This window comes from Stenotrophomonas sp. TWI1409 (genome assembly GCF_039673015.1).
Classification (GTDB): Bacteria; Pseudomonadota; Gammaproteobacteria; order Xanthomonadales; family Xanthomonadaceae; genus Stenotrophomonas; species Stenotrophomonas maltophilia_A.
The window spans coordinates 21,413-44,018 of record NZ_JBDJKU010000026.1; the positions used below are offsets into that span (position 1 = coordinate 21,413).

The following is a 22,606-nucleotide window of genomic DNA, read 5'->3' on the forward strand; positions in this document are numbered from 1 at the left end:
GCGTGATTCCCGGTCCGATGGGGAGCCTGTTGTCGAAAGGCGCTAGCACCCGGAGAGTACTCACATGGCAAAGAAAGTTGTCGGTTACATCAAGCTGCAGGTGAAGGCCGGTCAGGCCAACCCCTCGCCGCCGGTCGGTCCTGCGCTGGGTCAGCGCGGTCTGAACATCATGGAATTCTGTAAGGCGTTCAACGCTGCCACGCAGAAGCTCGAGCCGGGTCTGCCGGTTCCGGTGATCATCACGGCCTACTCGGACCGTACGTTCACCTTCATCACCAAGAGCACCCCGGCCACCACCCTGCTGAAGAAGGCCGCTGGCATCTCGTCGGGCTCCAAGCGCCCGAACACCGAGAAGGTCGGCAAGGTCACCCGTAAGCAGCTGGAAGAGATCGCCAAGGCGAAGGAACCGGATCTGACTGCCGCCGATCTGGACGCCGCCGTGCGTACCATCGCTGGCTCTGCCCGTTCCATGGGCCTCGTGGTGGAGGGTTAATAAGATGGCACAGACCAAGCGTGAGAAGGCCATCAAGGCCGCCGTCGTTCCGGGCAAGGCATACGCCTTCGAGGACGCGATCAACATCCTGAAGAGCGCCACCAAGGCCAAGTTCGTCGAGTCGATCGACGTCGCTGTGCGCCTGGGCGTCGATGCGAAGAAGTCCGACCAGCAGGTCCGTGGCTCCACCGTGCTGCCGGCCGGTACCGGCAAGTCGGTCCGCGTCGCCGTGTTCGCTCCGGCCGGTGCCAAGGCTGACGAAGCCCTGGCCGCTGGCGCCGAAGCCGTCGGTATGGATGATCTGGCCGAGAAGATGCAGGCCGGCGATCTGAACTACGACGTCGTCATCGCGACCCCGGACGCCATGCGCGTCGTCGGTAAGCTGGGCACCGTGCTGGGCCCGCGCGGCCTGATGCCGAACCCGAAGGTCGGCACCGTTTCCCCGAACCCGGGTGAAGCCGTGAAGAACGCCAAGTCGGGTCAGGTCCGTTACCGCACCGACAAGGCTGGCATCATCCACTGCACCATCGGCAAGGCCGACTTCGCCGAAGACGCGCTGAAGTCGAACCTGACCGCGCTGCTGCTGGACCTGATCAAGGCCAAGCCGGCCACCTCGAAGGGCACCTACCTGCAGAAGGTTTCGGTCAGCTCGACGATGGGCCCGGGCGTCACCGTCGACCAGTCGTCGCTGACCCTGAAGTAATTGTTTCAAGCGGTCACGGTACCTTCGGTGCCGTGACCGTGACATTTGAAGGCATCGCTGGCCGTACATCGCCCGCGGTAGCCGTCAAAGACCGCAGGCGCGGTCGTGGCAATACCGGCGACGGGCACGGAAGCTCGATCTGGCAAGGAGTCGCCGCCGGAGCAGTCATGAGCGCTTAATCGATTCCCCGGAATCACCCTGCGTAGATGGTGCCCTTCTGGAGTTTTTCTGGTTCACGCACGTCTGGGTTTCCCAGGTTGGCCCACTCCAGGTCTAGAACGGCCCACCCCCGGAACATCATCCCGATGTTCCCGGCGTCCAGGACGGATGCCGCACAGGACCGCACACGGCAGGAGCCGTAAGCGGAGTTCAATAGGAGGAGTGCAATGGCTCTCAATCTGTCCCAGAAGCAAGAAGTAGTCGCCGAGCTGGCAGACGTCGCCGCCAAGGCCCACTCCTTGATCGCAGCCGAATACGCTGGCACCACGGTCGCCCAGATGACCGCGATGCGCAAGCAGGCTCGTGAAACCGGTGTTTTCTTGAAGGTTGTCAAGAACACCCTGGCTTCGCGCGCCGTTGAAGGCACCGAGTTCGCAGTCGCCCAGGACCAGATGGTTGGTCCGCTGCTGTACGCGTTCTCGCTCGAGGAGCCCGGCGCTGCCGGTCGCCTGATCAAGGAAGCCGCCAAGGGCAACGACAAGCTGAAGGCTAAGGTCGTCGCCATCGGTGGCGAAGTGTTCCCGGCAAGCCACGTCGAAGTGCTGGCCTCGCTGCCGACCCGCGACCAGGCCCTGGCCATGCTGGCCCGCGTCCTGACCGAGCCGGTCACGATGTTTGCCCGCGCCATCAAGGCCGTTGGCGAGAAGCAGGGTGGTGGCGACGTCGCCGCCGACGCTGCCGAGCCGGCCGCCGAGACCGCCTGAGTTTCGACTTACCGTGGTTCCTGACGGAACCTCAACCCAGAAAATCATCCAAAGGTATTAATCATGTCCCTTACCAACGAACAGATCGTCGACGCCATCGCCGAGAAGTCCCTGATGGAAGTGATGGAGCTGGTCAAGGCCATCGAAGAGAAGTTCGGCGTCTCCGCCGCTGCTCCGGTTGCCGTGGCTGCTGCTGCTGGCCCGGCCGCTGCTGTTGAAGAGCAGACCGAGTTCACCGTCACCCTGAAGTCGGCCGGCGACAAGAAGGTCGAAGTCATCAAGGCCGTCCGCGCCATCACCGGCCTGGGCCTGAAGGAAGCGAAGGACCTGGCCGAAGCCGGTGGCGTCCTGAAGGAAGGCGCTTCGAAGGACGACGCCGAGAAGATGAAGAAGGACCTGGAAGCTGCTGGCGCGACTGTCGAAGTCAAGTAAGCAGTTACCTTGCATCGTCACCGATTCACGGCGATGCAGCCAAGGCTGGGGGCGTAAGCCCCCGGCCTTTGGTCGTTGTTGCAGTACCGGTAGGGTCGACTGTTAGTCGACTGTTTCAAAAGCAGAAAAAGCCCAACACGGGCTGCGGTCAGACCCCGGCAGGCCAGCGCAGAGCGCGGCAGCGGGGGAGTGGATGCAGACGAGTTGGCAGTTGGAAGTAGCGGGAGAAGGCGTGCTGGTGCCGGCAATACCAGCGACTTCCAACTGACAATTTCAAGTTCCCTTCGGATCGTGGGCGCACGATCCGCACAACAAGGTGGAAGACCTCATGACGTCCTATTCGTTCACCGAAAAAAAGCGTATCCGCAAGGATTTCGGCAAGCAGCGCTCGATTCTCGAAGTGCCGTTCCTGCTCGCCATCCAGGTGGATTCCTATCGTGAATTCCTGCAGGAAAACGTCGATCCGGCCAAGCGCACGGACCACGGCCTGCACGCTGCGCTGAAGTCGGTCTTCCCGATCGCCAGCTACAGCGGCAACGCTGCCCTGGAATACGTCGGCTACAAGCTGGGCGAACCGGTCTTCGACGAGCGTGAGTGCCGCCAGCGTGGCATGAGCTACGGCGCCCCGCTGCGCGTGACCGTGCGCCTGGTGATCTACGACCGTGAGTCGTCGACCAAGGCCATCAAGTACGTGAAGGAGCAGGAGGTCTATCTGGGCGAAATCCCGCTGATGACCGAGAACGGCACCTTCATCGTCAACGGCACCGAGCGCGTCATCGTCTCGCAGCTGCACCGTTCGCCGGGCGTGTTCTTCGACCACGACCGTGGCAAGACCCACAGCTCGGGCAAGCTGCTGTACAGCGCCCGCATCATTCCTTACCGCGGTTCCTGGCTGGACTTCGAGTTCGACCCGAAGGATGCGCTGTTCACCCGTATCGACCGTCGCCGCAAGCTGCCGGTGTCGATCCTGCTGCGCGCGCTCGGCTACAGCAACGAAGAGATGCTGGCCGAGTTCTTCGAGATCAACACCTTCCACATCAACCCGGATGAAGGCGTCCAGCTGGAGCTGGTGCCGGAGCGCCTGCGCGGCGAAACCCTGGGCTTCGACCTCGCCGACGGCGACAAGGTCATCGTGGAAGCCGGCAAGCGCATCACCGCGCGCCACATCAAGCAGCTGGAAGCCTCGGGCATCGCCGCCCTGGCCGTGCCGGACGACTACATCGTCGGCCGCATCCTGTCGCACGACGTGGTCGATGCTTCGACCGGCGAACTGCTGGCCCAGGCCAACGACGAGATCACCGACGAGCAGCTGCAGGCCTTCCGCAAGGCAGGTGTGGATGCCGTGGGCACCCTGTGGGTGAACGATCTGGATCGTGGCCCGTACCTGTCCAACACCCTGCGCATCGACCCGACCAAGACCCAGCTGGAAGCCCTGGTCGAGATCTACCGCATGATGCGTCCGGGCGAGCCGCCGACCAAGGACGCCGCGCAGAACCTGTTCCACAACCTGTTCTTCACCTTCGAGCGCTACGACCTGTCCGCGGTCGGCCGCATGAAGTTCAACCGTCGCGTGGGCCGCAAGGAAACCACCGGCGAAGCCGTGCTGTACGACCGCAAGTACTACGGTGAGCGCAACGACGAAGAGTCCAAGCGCCTGGTTGCCGCCCATGGCGACAGCTCCGACATCCTGGACGTGATCAAGGTCCTGACCGAGATCCGCAACGGTCGCGGCGTGGTCGATGACATCGATCACCTGGGCAACCGTCGCGTGCGTTCGGTCGGCGAAATGGCCGAGAACGTGTTCCGCGTGGGCCTGGTCCGCGTCGAGCGCGCGGTCAAGGAGCGCCTGTCGATGGCCGAGTCGGAAGGCCTGACCCCGCAGGAGCTGATCAACGCCAAGCCGGTCGCCGCTGCCATCAAGGAGTTCTTCGGCTCCTCGCAGCTGTCGCAGTTCATGGACCAGAACAACCCGCTGTCGGAAGTGACCCACAAGCGTCGCGTCTCGGCCCTGGGCCCGGGCGGCCTGACCCGTGAGCGCGCCGGCTTCGAAGTGCGCGACGTGCACCCGACCCATTACGGCCGCGTCTGCACCATCGAAACCCCGGAAGGCCCGAACATCGGCCTGATCAACTCGCTGGCCGTGTACGCCCGCACCAACCAGTACGGTTTCCTCGAGACCCCGTACCGCAAGGTCGTGGACGGCAAGGTCTATGACGAAGTCGAGTTCCTGTCGGCCATCGAAGAAAACGAGTACGTCATTGCGCAGGCCAACGCCCTGACCAATGCCGACAGCGTGCTGACCGAGCAGTTCGTTCCGTGCCGCTTCCAGGGCGAGTCGCTGCTGAAGCCGCCGGCGGAAGTCCACTTCATGGACGTCTCGCCGATGCAGACCGTGTCGATCGCAGCCGCGCTGGTTCCGTTCCTGGAGCACGATGACGCCAACCGCGCACTGATGGGCGCCAACATGCAGCGTCAGGCCGTGCCGACCCTGCGTGCGCAGAAGCCGCTGGTCGGTACCGGCATCGAGCGCGCCGTGGCGCGTGACTCCGGTGTGACCGTGAATGCCCGTCGTGGTGGCGAGATCGTGCAGATCGATGCCGCCCGTATCGTGGTCAAGGTCAACGAGGAAGAGATCGTTGGCGCCACCGACGCAGGCGTGGACATCTACAACCTGGTCAAGTACACCCGTTCGAACCAGAACACCTGCATCAACCAGCGTCCGCTGGTGCAGGTGGGTGACGTCATCGCCCGCGGCGACGTGCTGGCCGACGGTCCGTCCACCGACATCGGCGAACTGGCCCTGGGTCAGAACATGCTGATCGCGTTCATGCCGTGGAACGGCTACAACTTCGAAGACTCCATCCTGCTCTCCGAGCGCGTGGTGGAAGAGGATCGTTACACCACGATCCACATCGAAGAGCTGACCTGCGTCGCGCGTGACACCAAGCTGGGGCCGGAGGAAATCTCGGCCGACATCCCGAACGTCTCCGAGCAGGCGCTGAACCGCCTGGACGAGAGCGGCGTGGTGTACATCGGTGCGGAAGTCCGCGCCGGCGACATCATGGTCGGCAAGGTCACCCCGAAGGGCGAAAGCCAGCTGACCCCGGAAGAAAAGCTGCTGCGCGCGATCTTCGGCGAGAAGGCTTCGGACGTGAAGGACAGCTCGCTGCGCGTTCCGCCGGGCATGGACGGCACCGTCATCGACGTGCAGGTCTTCACCCGCGACGGCATCGAGAAGGACAAGCGCGCCCGCCAGATCGAAGAGTCTGAAATCAAGCGCGTCAAGAAGGACTTCGACGACCAGTTCCGCATCCTGGAAGCCGCCATCTACATGCGTCTGCGTTCGCAGATCGTGGGCAAGGTGGTCAACGGTGGCGCTGGCCTGAAGAAGGGCGACGTCATCAGCGACGCGTTCCTGGACGGCCTGAAGAAGGCTGACTGGTTCGCCCTGCGCATGAAGGACGAGGACGCCTCGGAAGCCATCGAGCGCGCGCAGAAGCAGATCCAGGCGCACGAGAAGGAATTCGAGCGTCGCTTCGCCGACAAGCGCGGCAAGATCACCGCCGGTGACGACCTCGCCCCGGGCGTGCTGAAGATGGTCAAGGTGTTCCTGGCCGTGAAGCGCCGCATCCAGCCGGGCGACAAGATGGCAGGCCGCCACGGCAACAAGGGTGTGGTCTCCAACGTGGTGCCGGTCGAGGACATGCCGTACATGGCCTCGGGCGAAACCGTGGACATCGTGCTGAACCCGCTGGGCGTGCCGTCGCGTATGAACATCGGCCAGATCCTGGAAGTGCATCTGGGCTGGGCTGCCAAGGGCCTGGGCCGCAAGATCCAGGCGATGATGGAAGCCCAGGCGGCGGTTGCCGACCTGCGCAAGTTCCTGGACGACATCTACAACCACGACGACACCAACGTGGCCAACCGTGTCGACCTGTCGCAGTTCAGCGACGAGGAACTGCTGCGTCTGGCCCGTAACCTCACCGACGGCGTGCCGATGGCCACCCCGGTGTTCGACGGCGCCACCGAAGCGGAAATCAAGCGCATGCTGGAACTGGCCGACCTGCCGAGCAGTGGCCAGACCCAGCTGTACGACGGCCGCACCGGTGAAGCGTTCGATCGCCACACCACCGTGGGTTACATGCACTACCTGAAGCTGAACCACCTGGTCGACGACAAGATGCACGCCCGTTCGACCGGTCCGTACTCGCTCGTCACCCAGCAGCCGCTGGGCGGCAAGGCGCAGTTCGGCGGCCAGCGCTTCGGTGAAATGGAAGTCTGGGCGCTGGAAGCCTACGGCGCGGCCTACACCCTGCAGGAAATGCTGACGGTGAAGTCCGATGACGTGCAGGGCCGCAACCAGATGTACAAGAACATCGTCGACGGTGAGCACGAGATGGTCGCGGGCATGCCGGAATCCTTCAACGTGCTCGTGAAGGAAATCCGCTCGCTGGCCATCAACATGGAACTGGAAGACAACTGATCCATGCCGGCGCGGCGGCCGCGGCCGCCCCGCCGCTGGCAGTCAACTGAAAGCCCATCGACACAGCATTCCTCCTTCTGGAGAACACCATGAAAGACCTGCTCAACCTCTTCAACCAGCAGCGCCAGACGCTGGACTTCGACGCGATCAAGATCGCGCTGGCCTCGCCGGACCTGATCCGTTCGTGGTCCTTCGGCGAAGTGAAGAAGCCGGAAACCATCAACTACCGTACCTTCAAGCCGGAACGCGACGGCCTGTTCTGCGCCGCCATCTTCGGCCCGGTGAAGGACTACGAGTGCCTGTGCGGCAAGTACAAGCGCATGAAGCACCGCGGCGTGGTCTGCGAAAAGTGCGGCACCGAAGTGACCCTGGCCAAGGTGCGTCGTGAGCGCATGGGCCACATCGACCTGGCCTCGCCGGTCGCGCACATCTGGTTCCTCAAGTCGCTGCCGTCGCGCATCGGCCTGATGCTGGACATGACCCTGCGCGACATCGAGCGCGTGCTGTACTTCGAAGCCTACGTGGTGACCGAGCCGGGCCTGACCGCCCTGGAGCGCCGCCAGCTGCTGACCGAAGAACAGTACCTGCAGGCCCGCCAGGAGCACGGTGACGACTTCGACGCCGCGATGGGCGCCGAGGCCGTGTACGAACTGCTGCGCACCATCGACCTGCAGTCGGAAATGACCCGCCTGCGCGAGGAAATCGCCGCTACCGGTTCGGAAACCAAGCTCAAGCGCCTCACCAAGCGCATCAAGCTGATCGAAGCCTTCCTGGAATCGGGCAACCGTCCGGAGTGGATGGTCATGACCGTGCTGCCGGTGCTGCCGCCGGACCTGCGTCCGCTGGTTCCGCTGGATGGCGGCCGCTTCGCGACCTCCGACCTGAACGACCTGTACCGCCGCGTCATCAACCGTAACAACCGCCTGCGCCGCCTGCTCGAACTGAGCGCGCCGGACATCATCGTGCGCAATGAAAAGCGCATGCTGCAGGAATCGGTCGATGCGCTGCTGGACAACGGCCGTCGTGGCCGTGCCATCACCGGCACCAACAAGCGCCCGCTGAAGTCGCTGGCCGACATGATCAAGGGCAAGCAGGGTCGCTTCCGCCAGAACCTGCTGGGCAAGCGCGTCGACTACTCGGGCCGTTCGGTCATCGTGGTCGGTCCGTACCTGCGCCTGCACCAGTGCGGCCTGCCGAAGAAGATGGCGCTTGAGCTGTTCAAGCCGTTCGTCTTCGCCAAGCTGCAGCGTCGTGGCCTGGCCACCACCATCAAGGCCGCCAAGAAGCTGGTCGAGCGCGAAGAAGCCGAAGTCTGGGACATCCTGGAAGAGGTCATCCGCGAGCATCCGGTGATGCTGAACCGTGCGCCGACCCTGCACCGTCTGGGCATCCAGGCGTTCGAGCCGGTGCTGATCGAAGGCAAGGCCATCCAGCTGCACCCGCTGGTCTGCACCGCGTTCAACGCCGACTTCGACGGTGACCAGATGGCCGTCCACGTGCCGCTCTCGCTGGAAGCCCAGCTGGAAGCGCGTGCGCTGATGATGTCGACCAACAACATCCTGTCGCCGGCCAACGGCGAGCCGATCATCGTGCCGTCGCAGGACGTCGTGCTGGGTCTGTACTACATGACCCGCTCGCTGGAAAACAAGAAGGGCGAGGGCATGGCCTTCGCCAACATCGCCGAAGTGAAGCGTGCCTACGACAACCGCGTGGTGGAACTGCACGCGCGCGTCAAGGTCCGCATCACCGAGGTGGTGACCGACGAAGACGGTGTGAAGCAGAACAAGACCTCGATCGTGGACACCACGATCGGTCGCGCCCTGCTGGCTGAAATCCTGCCGGAAGGCCTGCCGTTTGCGCTGGCCAACACCGAGCTGACCAAGAAGAACATCAGCCGCCTGATCAACTCCAGCTACCGCCAGCTGGGTCTGAAGGACACGGTCGTGTTCGCCGACAAGCTGATGTACACCGGCTTCGCCTACGCGACCCGCGCCGGCGTCTCCATCGGCATCGACGACATGCTGATCCCGGACGAGAAGAAGGGCATCCTCACCGAGGCCGAAGCCGAAGTGCTGGAAATCCAGGAGCAGTACCAGTCGGGTCTGGTCACCGCCGGTGAGCGCTACAACAAGGTGGTCGACATCTGGTCGCGCACCAACGAGCGCATCGCCAAGGCGATGATGGACACCATCGGTACCGAAAAGGTCGTCAATGCCAAGGGTGAGACCATCGACCAGAAGTCGATGAACTCGCTGTACATCATGGCCGACTCCGGTGCGCGTGGTTCGCAGGCGCAGATCCGTCAGCTGGCCGGTATGCGTGGCCTGATGGCGCGTCCGGACGGCTCGATCATCGAGACGCCCATCAAGGCGAACTTCCGTGAAGGCCTGAACGTGCAGGAGTACTTCAACTCCACCCACGGTGCCCGTAAGGGTCTGGCTGATACCGCGCTGAAGACCGCGAACTCGGGTTACCTGACCCGTCGTCTGGTCGACGTCGCGCAGGACGTGGTGATCACCGAGGTGGATTGCGGTACCACCGAAGGCCTGATCATGACCCCGATCGTGGAAGGCGGCGACGTGGTCGAGCCGCTGAAGGACCGCGTGCTGGGTCGCGTGGTTGCCGAGGACGTGTTCCTGCCGGGCAACGACGAAGATCCGATCGTCACCCGCAACACCCTGCTGGACGAAGCCTGGGTCGCCAAGCTGGAAGACGCCGGCGTGCAGAGCATCAAGGTGCGTTCGACGATCTCGTGCGAATCGGCCTTCGGTGTCTGCGGTCGCTGCTACGGCCGCGATCTGGCCCGTGGTCACCTGGTCAACATCGGTGAAGCGGTCGGCGTCATCGCCGCCCAGTCCATCGGTGAGCCGGGTACCCAGCTGACCATGCGTACGTTCCACATCGGTGGTGCGGCGTCGCGAGCTGCTGCGGTTGACAACATCACCGTCAAGACCACCGGCTCGGTCAAGTTCAGCAACCTCAAGTCCGTCGAGCATGCCAACGGCTCGCTGGTGGCAGTGTCGCGCTCGGGCGAAATCTCGGTGCTCGATGCCCACGGCCGTGAGCGTGAGCGCTACAAGCTGCCGTACGGTGCGACCATCACGTCCAAGGACGGTGATGCGATCAAGGCTGGCCAGACCGTGGCCAACTGGGATCCGCATAACCACCCGATCGTGTCGGAAGTGGCCGGTTTCATCCGCTTCATCGACTTCGTCGACGGCATCACCGTCATCGAGAAGACCGACGAGCTGACCGGCCTGGCGTCGCGCGAAATCACCGATCCGAAGCGTCGTGGTACCCAGGCCAAGGACCTGCGCCCGATCGTGCGCATCGTCGACGCCAAGGGCAACGACCTGTCGATCCCGGGCACCGACCTGCCGGCGCAGTACCTGCTGCCGCCGCGCTCGATCGTCAACCTGCAGGACGGCGCTGCCGTCGGCGTGGGTGACGTGGTCGCCAAGATTCCGCAGGAAGCGTCGAAGACCCGCGACATCACCGGTGGTCTGCCGCGCGTGGCCGATCTGTTCGAAGCGCGCAAGCCGAAGGATCCGGCGGTGCTGGCCGAGCGTTCGGGCATCATCAGCTTCGGCAAGGACACCAAGGGCAAGCAGCGCCTGATCATCAAGGACACCGATGGTTCGGAGCACGAAGAGCTGATCCCGAAGTACCGCCAGGTCATCGTGTTCGAAGGCGAGCATGTCACCAAGGGTGAAACCATCGTGGACGGCGAGCCGAGCCCGCAGGACATCCTGCGTCTGCTGGGTGTCGAACCGCTGGCGGCCTACCTGGTGAAGGAAATCCAGGACGTGTACCGCCTGCAGGGCGTGAAGATCAACGACAAGCACATCGAGGTGATCACCCGCCAGATGCTGCGCAAGGTCGAGATTACCGACCAGGGCAGCAGCAAGTTCCTGAACGGCGAACAGGTGGAGCGTCAGCGCGTTATCGAGGAGAATGCGCGCCTGTCGACCCGCAACGAGCTGCCGGCGCACTTCGATCCGGTCCTGCTGGGTATCACCAAGGCCTCGCTGGCGACCGAATCGTTCATCTCGGCCGCGTCGTTCCAGGAAACCACCCGCGTGCTGACCGAAGCGGCCGTCCGCGGCACCTCGGACAACCTGCGTGGCCTGAAGGAAAACGTCATCGTGGGTCGCCTGATTCCGGCCGGTACCGGCCTGGCGTACCACAGCAACCGCCGTCGCGGTGCTTCCGGTCTCACCGAGTCGGAAATGCAGACCCTGGCCGGCACCCCGGCTGCGGTCGAGGCACCGGTGGTTGAAGCCGAAGCTGAACAGGCCTCGGGCGAAGAATGAGGTATCCGGTCCGGCCGCAGGGCCGGACCACCCCATCGGTCCATCGATGGGATAGGGAAAGGGCAGGGGAGATCGTCCGCGATCGACCCGGCCAACCTGAACGGGGTACATGGAGGCCCCCCAGTAACGTTCCGGGATCAGGAACGGGCTTGACAGGAGGCGTTTGACTGCTTTCCTGGCAGGTTGCTACAATCGTCTGTCTCAGCAGGCCAGAATTTTGGCCTGCTTTAACATTTCCGCATCTCTGGTCGGATTTTCCGGCCACCAATCAGAAGAACCTACTGATGGCGACGATCAACCAGCTGGTCCGCAAGCCGCGGCAAGCGACCACCTACAAGAGTGCCTCGCCGGCGCTCGACAAGTGCCCGCAGCGCCGTGGCGTCTGCACCCGTGTCTACACCACCACTCCGAAGAAGCCGAACTCGGCTCTGCGCAAGGTTGCCAAGGTCCGCCTGACCAACCAGGAAGAAGTGATTTCCTACATCGGTGGTGAAGGTCACAACCTGCAGGAGCACTCCGTGGTCCTGATCCGCGGCGGTCGCGTCAAGGACCTGCCGGGTGTGCGTTACCACACCGTTCGTGGCTCGCTCGACGCCGCCGGCGTTGCCAAGCGTCGCCAGGCCCGTTCCAAGTACGGCGCCAAGCGTCCGAAGGCATAAGGAGAGAGCACTATGTCGCGTAAGGGTAATACTCCGCAGCGTTCCGTCCTGCCCGATCCGAAGCACGGAAGCGAAACCATCGCCCGCTTCATCAACATGGTCATGCAGAGCGGCAAGAAGTCCGTCGCCGAAAAGATCGTGTACGGCGCCATGGACGTGATCACCGAGAAGAACAGCAGCGCCAACGCCATTGAACTGGTGCAGAAGGCTCTGGACAACGTCGCTCCGGCGGTCGAAGTCAAGTCGCGTCGCGTCGGTGGTGCCACCTACCAGGTGCCGGTCGAAGTGCGTTCGTCGCGCAAGATGGCCCTGGCCATGCGCTGGCTGATCGACTCCGCGCGCAAGCGTGGTGAGAACACCATGCCGAAGAAGCTGGCTGCTGAACTGATCGACGCCTCGGAAAACCGTGGCGGCGCCATCAAGAAGCGCGAAGAAACCCACCGCATGGCCGAAGCCAACAAGGCATTCGCGCACTACCGCTGGTGAGTTTGACGGCCTTGTAAAACAGGCAGGGCAGCACCACTTCGGTGCGTGCTGCCTCGCGGTCCCAGAAGGACTGCGCCAATCCGAAGGCCGCCGAAAGGCGGCGTTCGGCCATCCGAAATCCAAGAAATCTGAGAGGCTCCCGTGGCCCGTTCCACTCCCATCGAGCGTTACCGTAACTTCGGCATCATGGCTCACATCGATGCCGGCAAGACCACCACGTCCGAGCGCATCCTGTTCTACACCGGCAAGAGCCACAAGATCGGTGAAGTGCACGACGGCGCCGCCACCATGGACTGGATGGAGCAGGAGCAGGAGCGTGGCATCACGATCCAGTCCGCTGCCACCACCGCGTTCTGGAAGGGCATGGACAAGTCCCTGCCGGAGCACCGCTTCAACATCATCGACACCCCCGGGCACGTCGACTTCACCATCGAAGTGGAGCGCTCGCTGCGCGTGCTCGACGGTGCCGTCTTCGTCCTGTGCGCCGTCGGTGGCGTGCAGCCGCAGTCGGAAACCGTGTGGCGCCAGGCCAACAAGTACCACGTGCCGCGCATCGCGTTCGTCAACAAGATGGACCGCACCGGTGCCAACTTCCAGAAGGTCGTCGGCCAGCTGAAGGCCAAGCTGGGCGCGGTTGCCGTGCCGATGCAGCTGCCGATCGGCGCTGAAGACAACTTCAAGGGCGTTGTCGACCTGCTGAAGATGAAGGCCATCCATTGGGATGAGGCTTCGCAGGGCATGAAGTTCGAATACGGTGAAATCCCGGCCGATCTGCAGGGCCCGGCTGAAGAGGCTCGCCAGTTCATGGTCGAGACCGCTGCCGAAGCCAGCGAAGAGCTGATGGAAAAGTACCTGGGCGGCGAAGAGCTGGCCGAGGCTGAAATCATCAACGCGCTGCGTACCCGCACCCTGGCCACCGAGATCGTGCCGATGTACTGCGGCTCGGCCTTCAAGAACAAGGGCGTGCAGGCCATGCTGGACGGCGTGATCCAGCTGCTGCCGTCGCCGGTCGACGTGCCGGACGTGAAGGGCGTGGACGTTGACGACGACACCGTCGAAATGACCCGCAAGTCGGACGACAAGGCTCCGTTCTCGTCGCTGGCCTTCAAGATCATCACCGACCCGTTCGTCGGCGCGCTGACCTTCTTCCGTGTCTACTCGGGCACCCTGAACGGTGGCGACACCGTGCTGAACTCGGTGAAGGGCAAGAAGGAGCGCATCGGCCGCATCCTGCAGATGCACTCGAACAACCGCGAGGAAATCAAGGAAGTTCTGGCCGGTGACATCGCCGCTGCCGTGGGCCTGAAGGACACCACCACCGGTGACACCCTGTGCGCCGTGGACGCCCCGATCATCCTGGAGCGCATGACGTTCCCGGAGCCGGTGATCTCGATGGCCGTCGAGCCGAAGACCAAGTCGGACCAGGAAAAGATGGGTCTGGCCCTGGGCCGTCTGGCGCAGGAAGATCCGTCGTTCCGCGTCAAGACCGACGAAGAATCCGGCCAGACCATCATCTCGGGCATGGGCGAGCTGCACCTGGACATCATCGTCGACCGCCTGAAGCGCGAGTTCAACGTTGAAGCCAACGTCGGCGCGCCGCAGGTGGCCTACCGCGAAACCATCACCCTGGCCGACGTCAAGTCGGACTACAAGCACGCCAAGCAGTCCGGTGGTAAGGGTCAGTACGGTCACGTCGTGATCGAACTGTCGCCGATCACCGCTGCCGACCGTGCCGATCCGAAGCTGGCTCCGGCCATCAAGGACGACTTCCTGTTCATCAACGACATCACCGGCGGCGTGATCCCGAAGGAATTCATTCCGTCGGTTGAAAAGGGCCTGCGCGAAACCATCACCAGCGGTCCGCTGGCTGGCTTCCCGGTCGTGGACGTCAAGGTGAAGCTGGTGTTCGGTTCGTACCACGACGTCGACTCCTCGGAAATGGCGTTCAAGCTGGCTTCGTCGATGGCCTTCAAGCAGGGCTTCGCCAAGGCCAAGCCGGTGCTGCTGGAGCCGATCATGAAGGTCGAGATCGTGACCCCGGAGGATTACCAGGGTGACGTGATGGGCGACGTCAGCCGTCGTCGCGGCGTGCTGCAGGGTTCCGACACCACCGGTGACGGCTCCGCTTCGATCATCAACGCGATGATCCCGCTGGGTGAAATGTTCGGCTACGCCACTGCGCTGCGTTCGCAGACCCAGGGCCGCGCCACCTTCACCATGGAATTCGATCACTACGAGCCGGCTCCGACCAACATCGCCGAAGCCGTCATGAAGAAGGGCTGAGCCTCGCTCAGCCTCTCTTGAAACCACTTACGAACAATCAAGGTATAGAACAATGGCAAAGGGTAAGTTCGAGCGCACCAAGCCGCACGTCAACGTCGGCACCATCGGTCACGTCGATCACGGCAAGACCACGCTGACCGCTGCACTGACCAAGATCGGTGCCGAGCGCTTCGGTGGCGAGTTCAAGGATTACTCCTCGATCGACGCCGCGCCGGAAGAAAAGGCGCGTGGTATCACGATCTCGACCGCGCACGTCGAATACGAATCCCCGGTCCGTCACTACGCCCACGTCGATTGCCCGGGCCACGCTGACTACGTCAAGAACATGATCACCGGTGCCGCCCAGATGGACGGCGCGATCCTGGTGTGCTCGGCCGCTGACGGCCCGATGCCGCAGACCCGCGAGCACATCCTGCTGTCGCGTCAGGTCGGCGTGCCGTACATCGTCGTGTTCCTGAACAAGGCCGACATGGTTGACGACGCCGAGCTGCTCGAGCTGGTCGAAATGGAAGTGCGCGAGCTGCTGAGCAAGTACGACTTCCCGGGCGACGACACCCCGATCATCGCCGGTTCGGCCCGTCTGGCGCTGGAAGGCGACCAGAGCGACATCGGCGTGCCGGCCATCCTGAAGCTGGTCGATGCCCTGGACAGCTGGATTCCGGAGCCGGAGCGCGCTATCGACAAGCCGTTCCTGATGCCGGTGGAAGACGTGTTCTCGATCTCGGGCCGCGGCACCGTGGTGACCGGTCGTATCGAGCGCGGCGTGATCAAGGTTGGCGACGAAATCGAAATCGTCGGCATCCGTCCGGTGCAGAAGACCACCGTGACCGGCGTTGAAATGTTCCGCAAGCTGCTGGACCAGGGTCAGGCAGGCGACAACGCTGGCCTGCTGCTGCGCGGCACCAAGCGTGACGACGTCGAGCGTGGCCAGGTTCTGGCCAAGCCGGGTTCGATCAAGCCGCACACCAAGTTCGAAGGCGAAGTCTACGTCCTGTCGAAGGACGAGGGCGGCCGTCACACCCCGTTCTTCAACGGCTACCGTCCGCAGTTCTACTTCCGCACCACCGACATCACCGGCGCAGCTGCTCTGCCGGAAGGCGTCGAAATGGTGATGCCGGGTGACAACGTCAAGATGGTCGTCACCCTGATCAACCCGGTGGCAATGGACGAAGGCCTGCGCTTCGCCATCCGCGAAGGCGGCCGTACCGTCGGCGCCGGCGTGGTCTCGAAGATCATCGAGTAATCTGGTAGTATCTGCGCCCCGATGTTGCCTGGGTAGGGCATCGGGGCGTATCAAATGGGAAAGCAGGCACAGGATGTGCCTTGTGTTCCCCGGACCAGGAAGGGTCAATGCCATTCAGGCGGCGTCAACAGGCGACTGTTGACAGCTGCCTTGCGTGCCATTATGCTTCTACGTCTGGGCAGGCCGGGTAACTGGTCTGCCTACGTTTTTGAGGTCTATGGAGTGACCTTGGCGGCCTGCAGGACTGTGGGTCGTCCGTATTCAGGAATTTCATGGGACAAAGCAACCCAGAGGCTTTGTCTGTCGCTCTTTTAACGAAGGAACCTACCGCCATGGCGGACCAAAAGATCCGGATCCGGCTGAAAGCGTTCGATCATCGTCTGATCGACCGTTCGGCCAGCGAGATCGTTGAAACGGCAAAGCGGACCGGCGCGCAAGTGCGTGGCCCGATCCCGCTGCCGACCAAGATCGAGCGTTACACCGTTCTCGTTTCCCCGCACGTCGACAAGGACGCGCGTGACCAGTACGAGACCCGCACGCACAAGCGCGTGCTCGATATCGTTGACCCGAATGACAAGACCGTGGACGCGCTGATGAAGCTCGAACTGGCTGCCGGCGTCGACGTTCAGATCAAGCTGACCTGAGGACTACGACCATGACGAAGAAGTATTCGTTGGGCTTCGTGGGCCGCAAGGCTGGCATGAGCCGCGTGTTCACTGAAGATGGCCGCTCCATCCCGGTGACCCTGATCGAAGCAACCCCGAACCGCATCGCGCAGATCAAGACCGTCGAAACCGACGGCTACAGCGCCGTGCAGGTGACCGTCGGCGCGCGTCGCGCTGCCCTGGTCAACAAGCCGGAAGCCGGCCACTTCGCCAAGGCGAAGGTGGAAGCGGGTCGTGGCCTGTGGGAATTCCGCGTTGAAGACGCGCAGCTCGGCGATTTCGCCGTTGGCGGCGAAGTCAAGGCGGACATCTTCGAAGTCGGCCAGATCGTCGACGTCCAGGGTGTCACCAAGGGTAAGGGCTTCCAGGGCACCATCAAGCGCCACAACTTCCGTATGGGCGATGCAACCCACGGTAACTCGCTGTCGCATCGCGCGCCGGGTTCGCTGGGTCAGCGCCAGACCCCGGGTCGCGTTTTCCCGGGCAAGAAGATGTCGGGCCACATGGGCGCGGTGCAGCAGAGCACCCAGAACCTGGAAGTGGTCAAGGTCGACGTCGAGCGCGGTCTGATCGCCGTTCGCGGCGCCGTTCCGGGCGCGGCGGGTGGCGACGTGATCGTCCGTCCGGCGAGCAAGGCATAAGGAGAGATGACGATGGAACTCGTTATCACGGGTAGCAACAACAAGGTCTCGGTCTCCGACGCCGTGTTCGGTCGCGATTTCAGCGAAGATCTGGTCCACCAGGTCGTCGTTGCCTACCGCAACGCCGGTCGCGCCGGCACCAAGGCACAGAAGACTCGCTCCGAAGTGGCTGGTACCACCAAGAAGTCGAAGAAGCAGAAGGGCGGCGGCGCGCGTCATGGCGCACTGACGGCTCCGATCTTCGTCGGCGGCGGTGTCACCTTCGCGGCCAAGCCGCGCAGCTTCGAGCAGAAGGTCAATCGTAAGCAGTACCGTGCCGCCATGTGCGCGATCCTGTCCGAGCTGAACCGTCAGGGCCGTCTGACCATCGTGGAGTCCTTCGACGTCGAAGTGACCAACACGAAGGGTCTGATCGCCAAGCTGGCCGGCCTGGAAGTGGGCAAGCGCCCGCTGATCGTCACCGAAGAAGCGTCCGAGCACCTGTACCTGTCCGCCCGCAATCTGCCGTACGTGCAGGTGCGTGACGTCCAGGGTCTGGATCCGGTCTCGCTGGTGGGTGCCGACACGGTCGTCATCACCGCTGACGCGGTCAAGAAGGTCGAGGAGTGGCTGGCATGAACAGCAACGAAAAAATCTTCAGCGTGCTGCGTGCCCCGCGTGTCTCCGAAAAGACCGCGCGCCTGCAGGAACTCTCCAACCAGTATGTCTTCGAAGTTTCGAACGAAGCCACCAAGGCCGATGTAAAGGCCGCGGTTGAGCAGCTGTTCGACGTCAAGGTCGAAGCCGTCAACGTGGTCAACGTCAAGGGCAAGAACAAGTCCTTCCGTAACCGTGCTGGCCGCCGCGGCGATTGGCGCAAGGCGTACGTTCGCCTGGCCGATGGCCAGTCGATCGATGTAACGGCCAAGGCCTGAGGTACATCCCATGCCATTGATGAAATTCAAGCCCACTTCCCCCGGCCGCCGTTCGGCCGTGCGCGTGGTCACTCCCGACCTGCACAAGGGTGCTCCGCACGCTGCGCTGGTCGAGTCGCAGAGCCGCTCGGGTGGTCGTAACCACCATGGCCGCATCACCGTGCGTCACGTCGGTGGTGGTGCCAAGCAGCACTACCGCATCATCGACTTCAAGCGCAACAAGCTGGGCATCCCGGCGCGCGTGGAACGCATCGAATACGATCCGAACCGCACCGCGCACATCGCTCTGCTGTGCTACGTCGACGGTGAGCGTCGCTACATCATCGCCCCGAAGGGCCTGAAGGCTGGTGATCAGGTGATCGCTGGTTCGGATGCCCCGATCAAGGCTGGCAACACCCTGCCGCTGCGCAACATCCCGGTCGGCACCACCATCCACTGCATCGAACTGAAGCCGGGCAAGGGCGCTCAGATCGCTCGCGCCGCTGGTGCGGCCGTGCAGCTGGTGGCTCGCGAAGGCATCTACGCCACCCTGCGCCTGCGCTCGGGTGAAATGCGTAAGGTTCCGGTCGAGTGCTGCGCCACCATCGGCGAAGTCGGCAACGACGAGCACAGCCTGGAAAAGCTGGGCAAGGCCGGTGCCAAGCGTTGGCGCGGCGTCCGCCCGACCGTTCGTGGTGCTGCCATGAACCCGGTTGACCACCCGCACGGTGGTGGTGAGGCGAAGGCCGGCCAGGGTAATCCGCATCCGGTCACCCCGTGGGGTGTCCCGACCAAGGGTTACAAGACGCGCCATAACAAGCGCACTCAGCAGTTCATCGTCCGCGATCGTAGGGGCTAATCGACCATGGCACGTTCACTCAAGAAGGGCCCGTTCGTCGATCACCACCTCGTCAAGAAGGTGGAGGCCGCTGCGGGCAGCAAGAAGCCGATCAAGACCTGGTCGCGCCGTTCGATGATCCTGCCTGACATGGTAGGCGTCACCATTGCCGTGCATAACGGCAAGAACCACATCCCGGTTCTCGTCAACGAGAACATGGTCGGCCACAAGCTCGGCGAATTTGCCATCACCCGGACCTTCAAGGGTCACGGTGGTGACAAGAAGTCGGGCAAGTAAGGAGAGATGACAATGGAAGCGAAAGCCATCCTGCGCACTGCGCGCATCTCCCCGCAGAAGGCTCGTCTGGTCGCTGACCAGGTGCGCGGTCTGCCGGCCGAGCGTGCGGTCAACCTGCTGAAGTTCTCGGACAAGAAGGCTGCCCACCTGATCAAGAAGGTGGTGGAGTCGGCAATTGCCAACGCCGAGAACAACCAGGGCGCCGACGTCGACGAGCTGAAGGTTCAGACCATCATGGTTGATGAAGGTCCGACCCTGAAGCGTTTCATGGCGCGGGCGAAAGGCCGCGGTACCCGCATCCTCAAGCGCACCAGCCACATCACTGTGGTTGTGGGCGCCGCCAAGTAAGCGGATAAGGAAAAGACCATGGGTCATAAAGTTCATCCGATTGGTATCCGCCTCGGCATTTCCAAGGACTGGAACTCCAAGTGGTACGCCAACAAGGCCGAGTTCGCTGGTTACCTGGCAGCCGACCTGAAAGTGCGCGAAATGCTGCGCAAGAAGCTGGCTCAGGCCGGCATCAGCAAGATCCTGATCGAGCGTCCGGCCAAGACCGCTCGCGTGACGATCCACACCGCCCGTCCGGGCGTGGTGATCGGCAAGCGCGGTGAGGACATCGAGAAGCTGCGCAAGGAAGTGAGCGAGATGATGGGCGTCCCGGCGCACATCAACGTCACCGAAGTGCGCAAGCCGGAACTGGACGCGCAGCTCGTTGCCGAGTCGATCGCCCAGCAGCTGGAGCGTCGCATCATGTTCCGCCGTGCAATGAAGCGCTCGGTCGGCAACGCGATGCGTCTGGGTGCCCTGGGCATCAAGGTCAACGTCGGTGGCCGCCTCAACGGTGCAGAAATCGCCCGTTCGGAGTGGTACCGCGAAGGCCGCGTGCCGCTGCACACCCTGCGTGCCGACATCGACTATGGCTTCGCTGAAGCCAAGACGACCTACGGCATCATCGGCATCAAGGTCTGGATCTACAAGGGCGAGGTCTTCGATTTCTCCCAGGTTGGCCAGGAAAAGCAGGACGACACCCCGTCGCGCAACGATCGTCACGATCGCGGCGACCGTGGTGACCGTCAGCGCCCGGCCCGTGAAGCGAGGTAACGACAATGTTGCAACCCAAGCGAACCAAGTACCGCAAGGTACACAAGGGCCGTAACGATGGCCTGAGCTGGAGCGCCAACGCTGTCAGCTTCGGCGAATACGGCCTGAAGGCAACCGCACACGGTCAGCTGACCGCGCGTCAGATCGAAGCGGCCCGCCGCTCGATCAGCCGCTACGTCAAGCGCGGCGGCAAGATGTGGATCCGCGTGTTCCCCGACAAGCCCATCACCAAGAAGCCCATCGAAGTCCGAATGGGTTCTGGTAAGGGCAACGTGGAATACTGGGTGGCCCAGATCCAGCCCGGCCGCATGATCTATGAAATCGAGGGTGTTTCCGAGGAAGTGGCTCGCGAGGCGTTCCGCCTGGCCGCCGCCAAGCTCTCGGTCACCACCACTTTCGTGACCCGTACGGTGCGCTGATGGATATCAAAACTCTCCGTGAAAAGTCGGCTGACGAACTCAAGGCCCACCTGATCGACCTGCGTAAGGAACAGTTCTCTGTCCGTATGCAGCAGGTCACCGGCCAGCTGCCGAAGACCCACGACATTCGCCGGGTCCGTCGCGAGATTGCTCGCGTCAAGACCCTGCTCGGCAGCACGAAGTAAGGATGGCCGCTATGAGCGACAATACTGAAAAGAAGACGCTGCGCACGGTCGAAGGCCGTGTCGTCAGCAACAAGATGGACAAGACGGTTACCGTCCTGGTTGAGCGTCAGGTCAAGCACGCGCTGTACGGCAAGTACATCAAGCGCTCGACGAAGCTGCACGCCCACGATGCCGACAACGCCTGCAAGGAAGGCGATGTCGTCCGCGTGACCGAGATTGCTCCGATGTCCAAGACCAAGAACTGGCGCGTGGTGGAAGTCATCACGCGCGCGGCTGAATAAGGAGCTGAATCATGATCCAGATGCAGAGCTACCTTGACGTCGCGGACAATTCGGGTGCCAAGCAGGTGATGTGCTTCAAGGTGCTGGGTGGTTCCAAGCGCCGTTACGCCGGCATCGGCGACATCATCAAGGTCACCGTGAAGGATGCGATTCCGCGCGGCAAGGTCAAGAAGGGTGAAGTGTATGACGCCGTCGTGGTGCGTACCCGCAAGGGTGTGCGTCGCGCCGACGGCTCGCTGATCCGCTTCGACGGCAACGCTGCCGTTCTGCTGAACAGCAAGCAGGAGCCGATCGGTACCCGTATCTTCGGGCCGGTGACCCGTGAACTTCGTTCGGAGAAGTTCATGAAGATCGTCTCGCTCGCTCCCGAAGTGCTGTGAGCGACAGGAGATAATCATGGCTAACCGTATCAAGAAGGGCGACCAGGTTGTCGTCAACGCTGGCAAGGACAAGGGCAAGCAGGGCGAAGTCGTCCGCGTCGACGGCGACCGTGTGGTCGTCGCCAACGTGAACATCGTCAAGCGCCACACCAAGCCGAACCCGCAGGCAGGTGTTGCCGGCGGCGTGGTCGAGCGCGAAGCTTCGATCCATATCTCCAACGTGAATGTTCTGAACCCGGCTTCGGGCAAGGGCGAACGCGTTGGCTTCAAGGTGCTGGAGGATGGACGCAAACTGCGTGTGTTCCGCTCCAGCGGTGAGGCGCTCGACGCCTGAGGAATGAGAAGATGAGTTCCCGTCTCGAAAAGTTCTACAAGGACGAAGTGGTGCCGGCGCTGATGAAGCAGTTCGGCTACACCAATCCGATGGAAGTGCCGAAGCTGGTCAAGGTCACCCTGAACATGGGTGTCGGCGAAGCGGCCACCAACAAGAAGATCCTGGAAAACGCCGTCGGCGACATGACCAAGATTTCCGGCCAGAAGCCGGTTGTCACCAAGTCGCGTGTGTCGGTTGCGTCGTTCAAGATCCGCGATGGTTGGCCGATCGGCTGCAAGACCACGCTGCGTCGCCACAAGATGTACGAGTTCCTGGATCGCCTGATCAACATCTCGCTGCCGCGCGTGCGCGACTTCCGTGGTGTTTCCGGTCGTTCCTTCGACGGCCGCGGCAACTTCAACATGGGTGTGAAGGAGCAGATCATCTTCCCGGAAATCGACTTCGACGCCGTCGACGCGATCCGCGGTATGGATATCGCCATCACCACCACTGCGAAGACCGATGCGGAAGCGAAGGCGCTGCTGGCAGCGTTCAAGTTCCCGTTCCGTAACTGA

24 protein-coding genes are annotated in these 22,606 nt (G+C 62.9%); all 24 read left to right on the forward strand.

Translation table 11 applies throughout. The annotated features are described in order from the left end of the window. Nucleotides 1-64: 64 nt before the first annotated feature. The 24 genes from rplK (at nucleotide 65) to rplE (ending at nucleotide 22,606) form a co-directional block, all read left to right on the forward strand. Complete coding sequence (gene rplK / locus ABE423_RS10575; protein WP_004145248.1) at nucleotides 65-493, forward strand: 50S ribosomal protein L11; 429 nt, start codon at nucleotides 65-67, stop codon at nucleotides 491-493. 4 nt (nucleotides 494-497) lie between these two features. Further along, on the forward strand, nucleotides 498-1,196 hold the full coding sequence (gene rplA, locus ABE423_RS10580) for a 50S ribosomal protein L1 (protein WP_004154350.1): 699 nt from the start codon (nucleotides 498-500) through the stop codon (nucleotides 1,194-1,196). A gap of 386 nt (nucleotides 1,197-1,582) precedes the next feature. Beyond that, entirely contained in the window at nucleotides 1,583-2,119 is a 537-nt protein-coding gene (rplJ, locus tag ABE423_RS10585) for a 50S ribosomal protein L10 (RefSeq protein WP_010480377.1), read from the forward strand. Between the two features lie 63 nt (nucleotides 2,120-2,182). Beyond that, nucleotides 2,183-2,551: a 50S ribosomal protein L7/L12 gene (gene rplL / locus ABE423_RS10590; RefSeq protein ID WP_010480374.1), complete on the forward strand. Its 369-nt coding sequence runs from the start codon at nucleotides 2,183-2,185 to the stop codon at nucleotides 2,549-2,551. Between the two features lie 328 nt (nucleotides 2,552-2,879). After that, nucleotides 2,880-7,034 carry a DNA-directed RNA polymerase subunit beta gene (gene rpoB / locus ABE423_RS10595; RefSeq protein WP_049401089.1) on the forward strand — a complete coding sequence of 1,385 codons (4,155 nt, stop codon included), beginning with the start codon at nucleotides 2,880-2,882 and terminating at the stop codon, nucleotides 7,032-7,034. Between the two features lie 89 nt (nucleotides 7,035-7,123). Further along, the gene (gene rpoC, locus ABE423_RS10600) at nucleotides 7,124-11,347 is read left to right on the forward strand and encodes a DNA-directed RNA polymerase subunit beta' (RefSeq protein WP_125895178.1); all 4,224 of its coding nucleotides are present in this window, start codon (nucleotides 7,124-7,126) and stop codon (nucleotides 11,345-11,347) included. Between the two features lie 284 nt (nucleotides 11,348-11,631). Then, nucleotides 11,632-12,006, forward strand: a complete 375-nt coding sequence (gene rpsL, locus ABE423_RS10605; protein WP_004145320.1) for a 30S ribosomal protein S12 — start codon at nucleotides 11,632-11,634, stop codon at nucleotides 12,004-12,006. Nucleotides 12,007-12,018: 12 nt separating this feature from the next. Beyond that, the gene (gene rpsG / locus ABE423_RS10610) at nucleotides 12,019-12,492 is read left to right on the forward strand and encodes a 30S ribosomal protein S7 (protein ID WP_004145321.1); all 474 of its coding nucleotides are present in this window, start codon (nucleotides 12,019-12,021) and stop codon (nucleotides 12,490-12,492) included. Nucleotides 12,493-12,633: 141 nt separating this feature from the next. Next, nucleotides 12,634-14,775, forward strand: a complete 2,142-nt coding sequence (gene fusA, locus ABE423_RS10615) for an elongation factor G (protein WP_049435135.1) — start codon at nucleotides 12,634-12,636, stop codon at nucleotides 14,773-14,775. 52 nt (nucleotides 14,776-14,827) lie between these two features. Next, nucleotides 14,828-16,018 (forward strand): elongation factor Tu, encoded by a 1,191-nt coding sequence (tuf, locus tag ABE423_RS10620; protein ID WP_004154360.1) that lies wholly within the window; start codon nucleotides 14,828-14,830, stop codon nucleotides 16,016-16,018. Nucleotides 16,019-16,350: 332 nt separating this feature from the next. Then, the gene (gene rpsJ / locus ABE423_RS10625; protein ID WP_005408208.1) at nucleotides 16,351-16,662 is read left to right on the forward strand and encodes a 30S ribosomal protein S10; all 312 of its coding nucleotides are present in this window, start codon (nucleotides 16,351-16,353) and stop codon (nucleotides 16,660-16,662) included. A gap of 11 nt (nucleotides 16,663-16,673) precedes the next feature. Continuing rightward, complete coding sequence (gene rplC / locus ABE423_RS10630; protein ID WP_004145336.1) at nucleotides 16,674-17,324, forward strand: 50S ribosomal protein L3; 651 nt, start codon at nucleotides 16,674-16,676, stop codon at nucleotides 17,322-17,324. Between the two features lie 12 nt (nucleotides 17,325-17,336). Beyond that, nucleotides 17,337-17,942, forward strand: a complete 606-nt coding sequence (gene rplD, locus ABE423_RS10635; RefSeq protein ID WP_004145337.1) for a 50S ribosomal protein L4 — start codon at nucleotides 17,337-17,339, stop codon at nucleotides 17,940-17,942. Next, a complete protein-coding gene (gene rplW, locus ABE423_RS10640) occupies nucleotides 17,939-18,238 on the forward strand; it encodes a 50S ribosomal protein L23 (RefSeq protein WP_004145338.1) in 300 nt (99 codons plus the stop codon). Before rplD ends, rplW begins: the two co-directional genes overlap by 4 nt. A gap of 10 nt (nucleotides 18,239-18,248) precedes the next feature. Continuing rightward, on the forward strand, nucleotides 18,249-19,076 hold the full coding sequence (gene rplB / locus ABE423_RS10645; protein WP_004145339.1) for a 50S ribosomal protein L2: 828 nt from the start codon (nucleotides 18,249-18,251) through the stop codon (nucleotides 19,074-19,076). Nucleotides 19,077-19,082: 6 nt separating this feature from the next. Then, nucleotides 19,083-19,352 carry a 30S ribosomal protein S19 gene (gene rpsS / locus ABE423_RS10650; protein WP_004154485.1) on the forward strand — a complete coding sequence of 90 codons (270 nt, stop codon included), beginning with the start codon at nucleotides 19,083-19,085 and terminating at the stop codon, nucleotides 19,350-19,352. A gap of 12 nt (nucleotides 19,353-19,364) precedes the next feature. Then, nucleotides 19,365-19,700, forward strand: coding sequence for a 50S ribosomal protein L22 (gene rplV, locus ABE423_RS10655; protein WP_004145348.1), 336 nt, complete (start codon nucleotides 19,365-19,367; stop codon nucleotides 19,698-19,700). Between the two features lie 18 nt (nucleotides 19,701-19,718). Then, the gene (gene rpsC / locus ABE423_RS10660) at nucleotides 19,719-20,453 is read left to right on the forward strand and encodes a 30S ribosomal protein S3 (RefSeq protein ID WP_004145350.1); all 735 of its coding nucleotides are present in this window, start codon (nucleotides 19,719-19,721) and stop codon (nucleotides 20,451-20,453) included. A 5-nt stretch (nucleotides 20,454-20,458) separates the two neighbouring features. Next, complete coding sequence (gene rplP / locus ABE423_RS10665; RefSeq protein ID WP_004154486.1) at nucleotides 20,459-20,872, forward strand: 50S ribosomal protein L16; 414 nt, start codon at nucleotides 20,459-20,461, stop codon at nucleotides 20,870-20,872. Further along, nucleotides 20,872-21,057: a 50S ribosomal protein L29 gene (gene rpmC, locus ABE423_RS10670; protein WP_004154487.1), complete on the forward strand. Its 186-nt coding sequence runs from the start codon at nucleotides 20,872-20,874 to the stop codon at nucleotides 21,055-21,057. Before rplP ends, rpmC begins: the two co-directional genes overlap by 1 nt. Nucleotides 21,058-21,068: 11 nt before the next feature. After that, nucleotides 21,069-21,338, forward strand: a complete 270-nt coding sequence (gene rpsQ, locus ABE423_RS10675; protein ID WP_004154489.1) for a 30S ribosomal protein S17 — start codon at nucleotides 21,069-21,071, stop codon at nucleotides 21,336-21,338. A gap of 11 nt (nucleotides 21,339-21,349) precedes the next feature. Then, nucleotides 21,350-21,718 (forward strand): 50S ribosomal protein L14, encoded by a 369-nt coding sequence (gene rplN, locus ABE423_RS10680; protein WP_004145357.1) that lies wholly within the window; start codon nucleotides 21,350-21,352, stop codon nucleotides 21,716-21,718. A 16-nt stretch (nucleotides 21,719-21,734) separates the two neighbouring features. After that, entirely contained in the window at nucleotides 21,735-22,052 is a 318-nt protein-coding gene (gene rplX / locus ABE423_RS10685) for a 50S ribosomal protein L24 (protein ID WP_004154490.1), read from the forward strand. 11 nt (nucleotides 22,053-22,063) lie between these two features. After that, nucleotides 22,064-22,606, forward strand: a complete 543-nt coding sequence (gene rplE / locus ABE423_RS10690) for a 50S ribosomal protein L5 (RefSeq protein ID WP_004154491.1) — start codon at nucleotides 22,064-22,066, stop codon at nucleotides 22,604-22,606.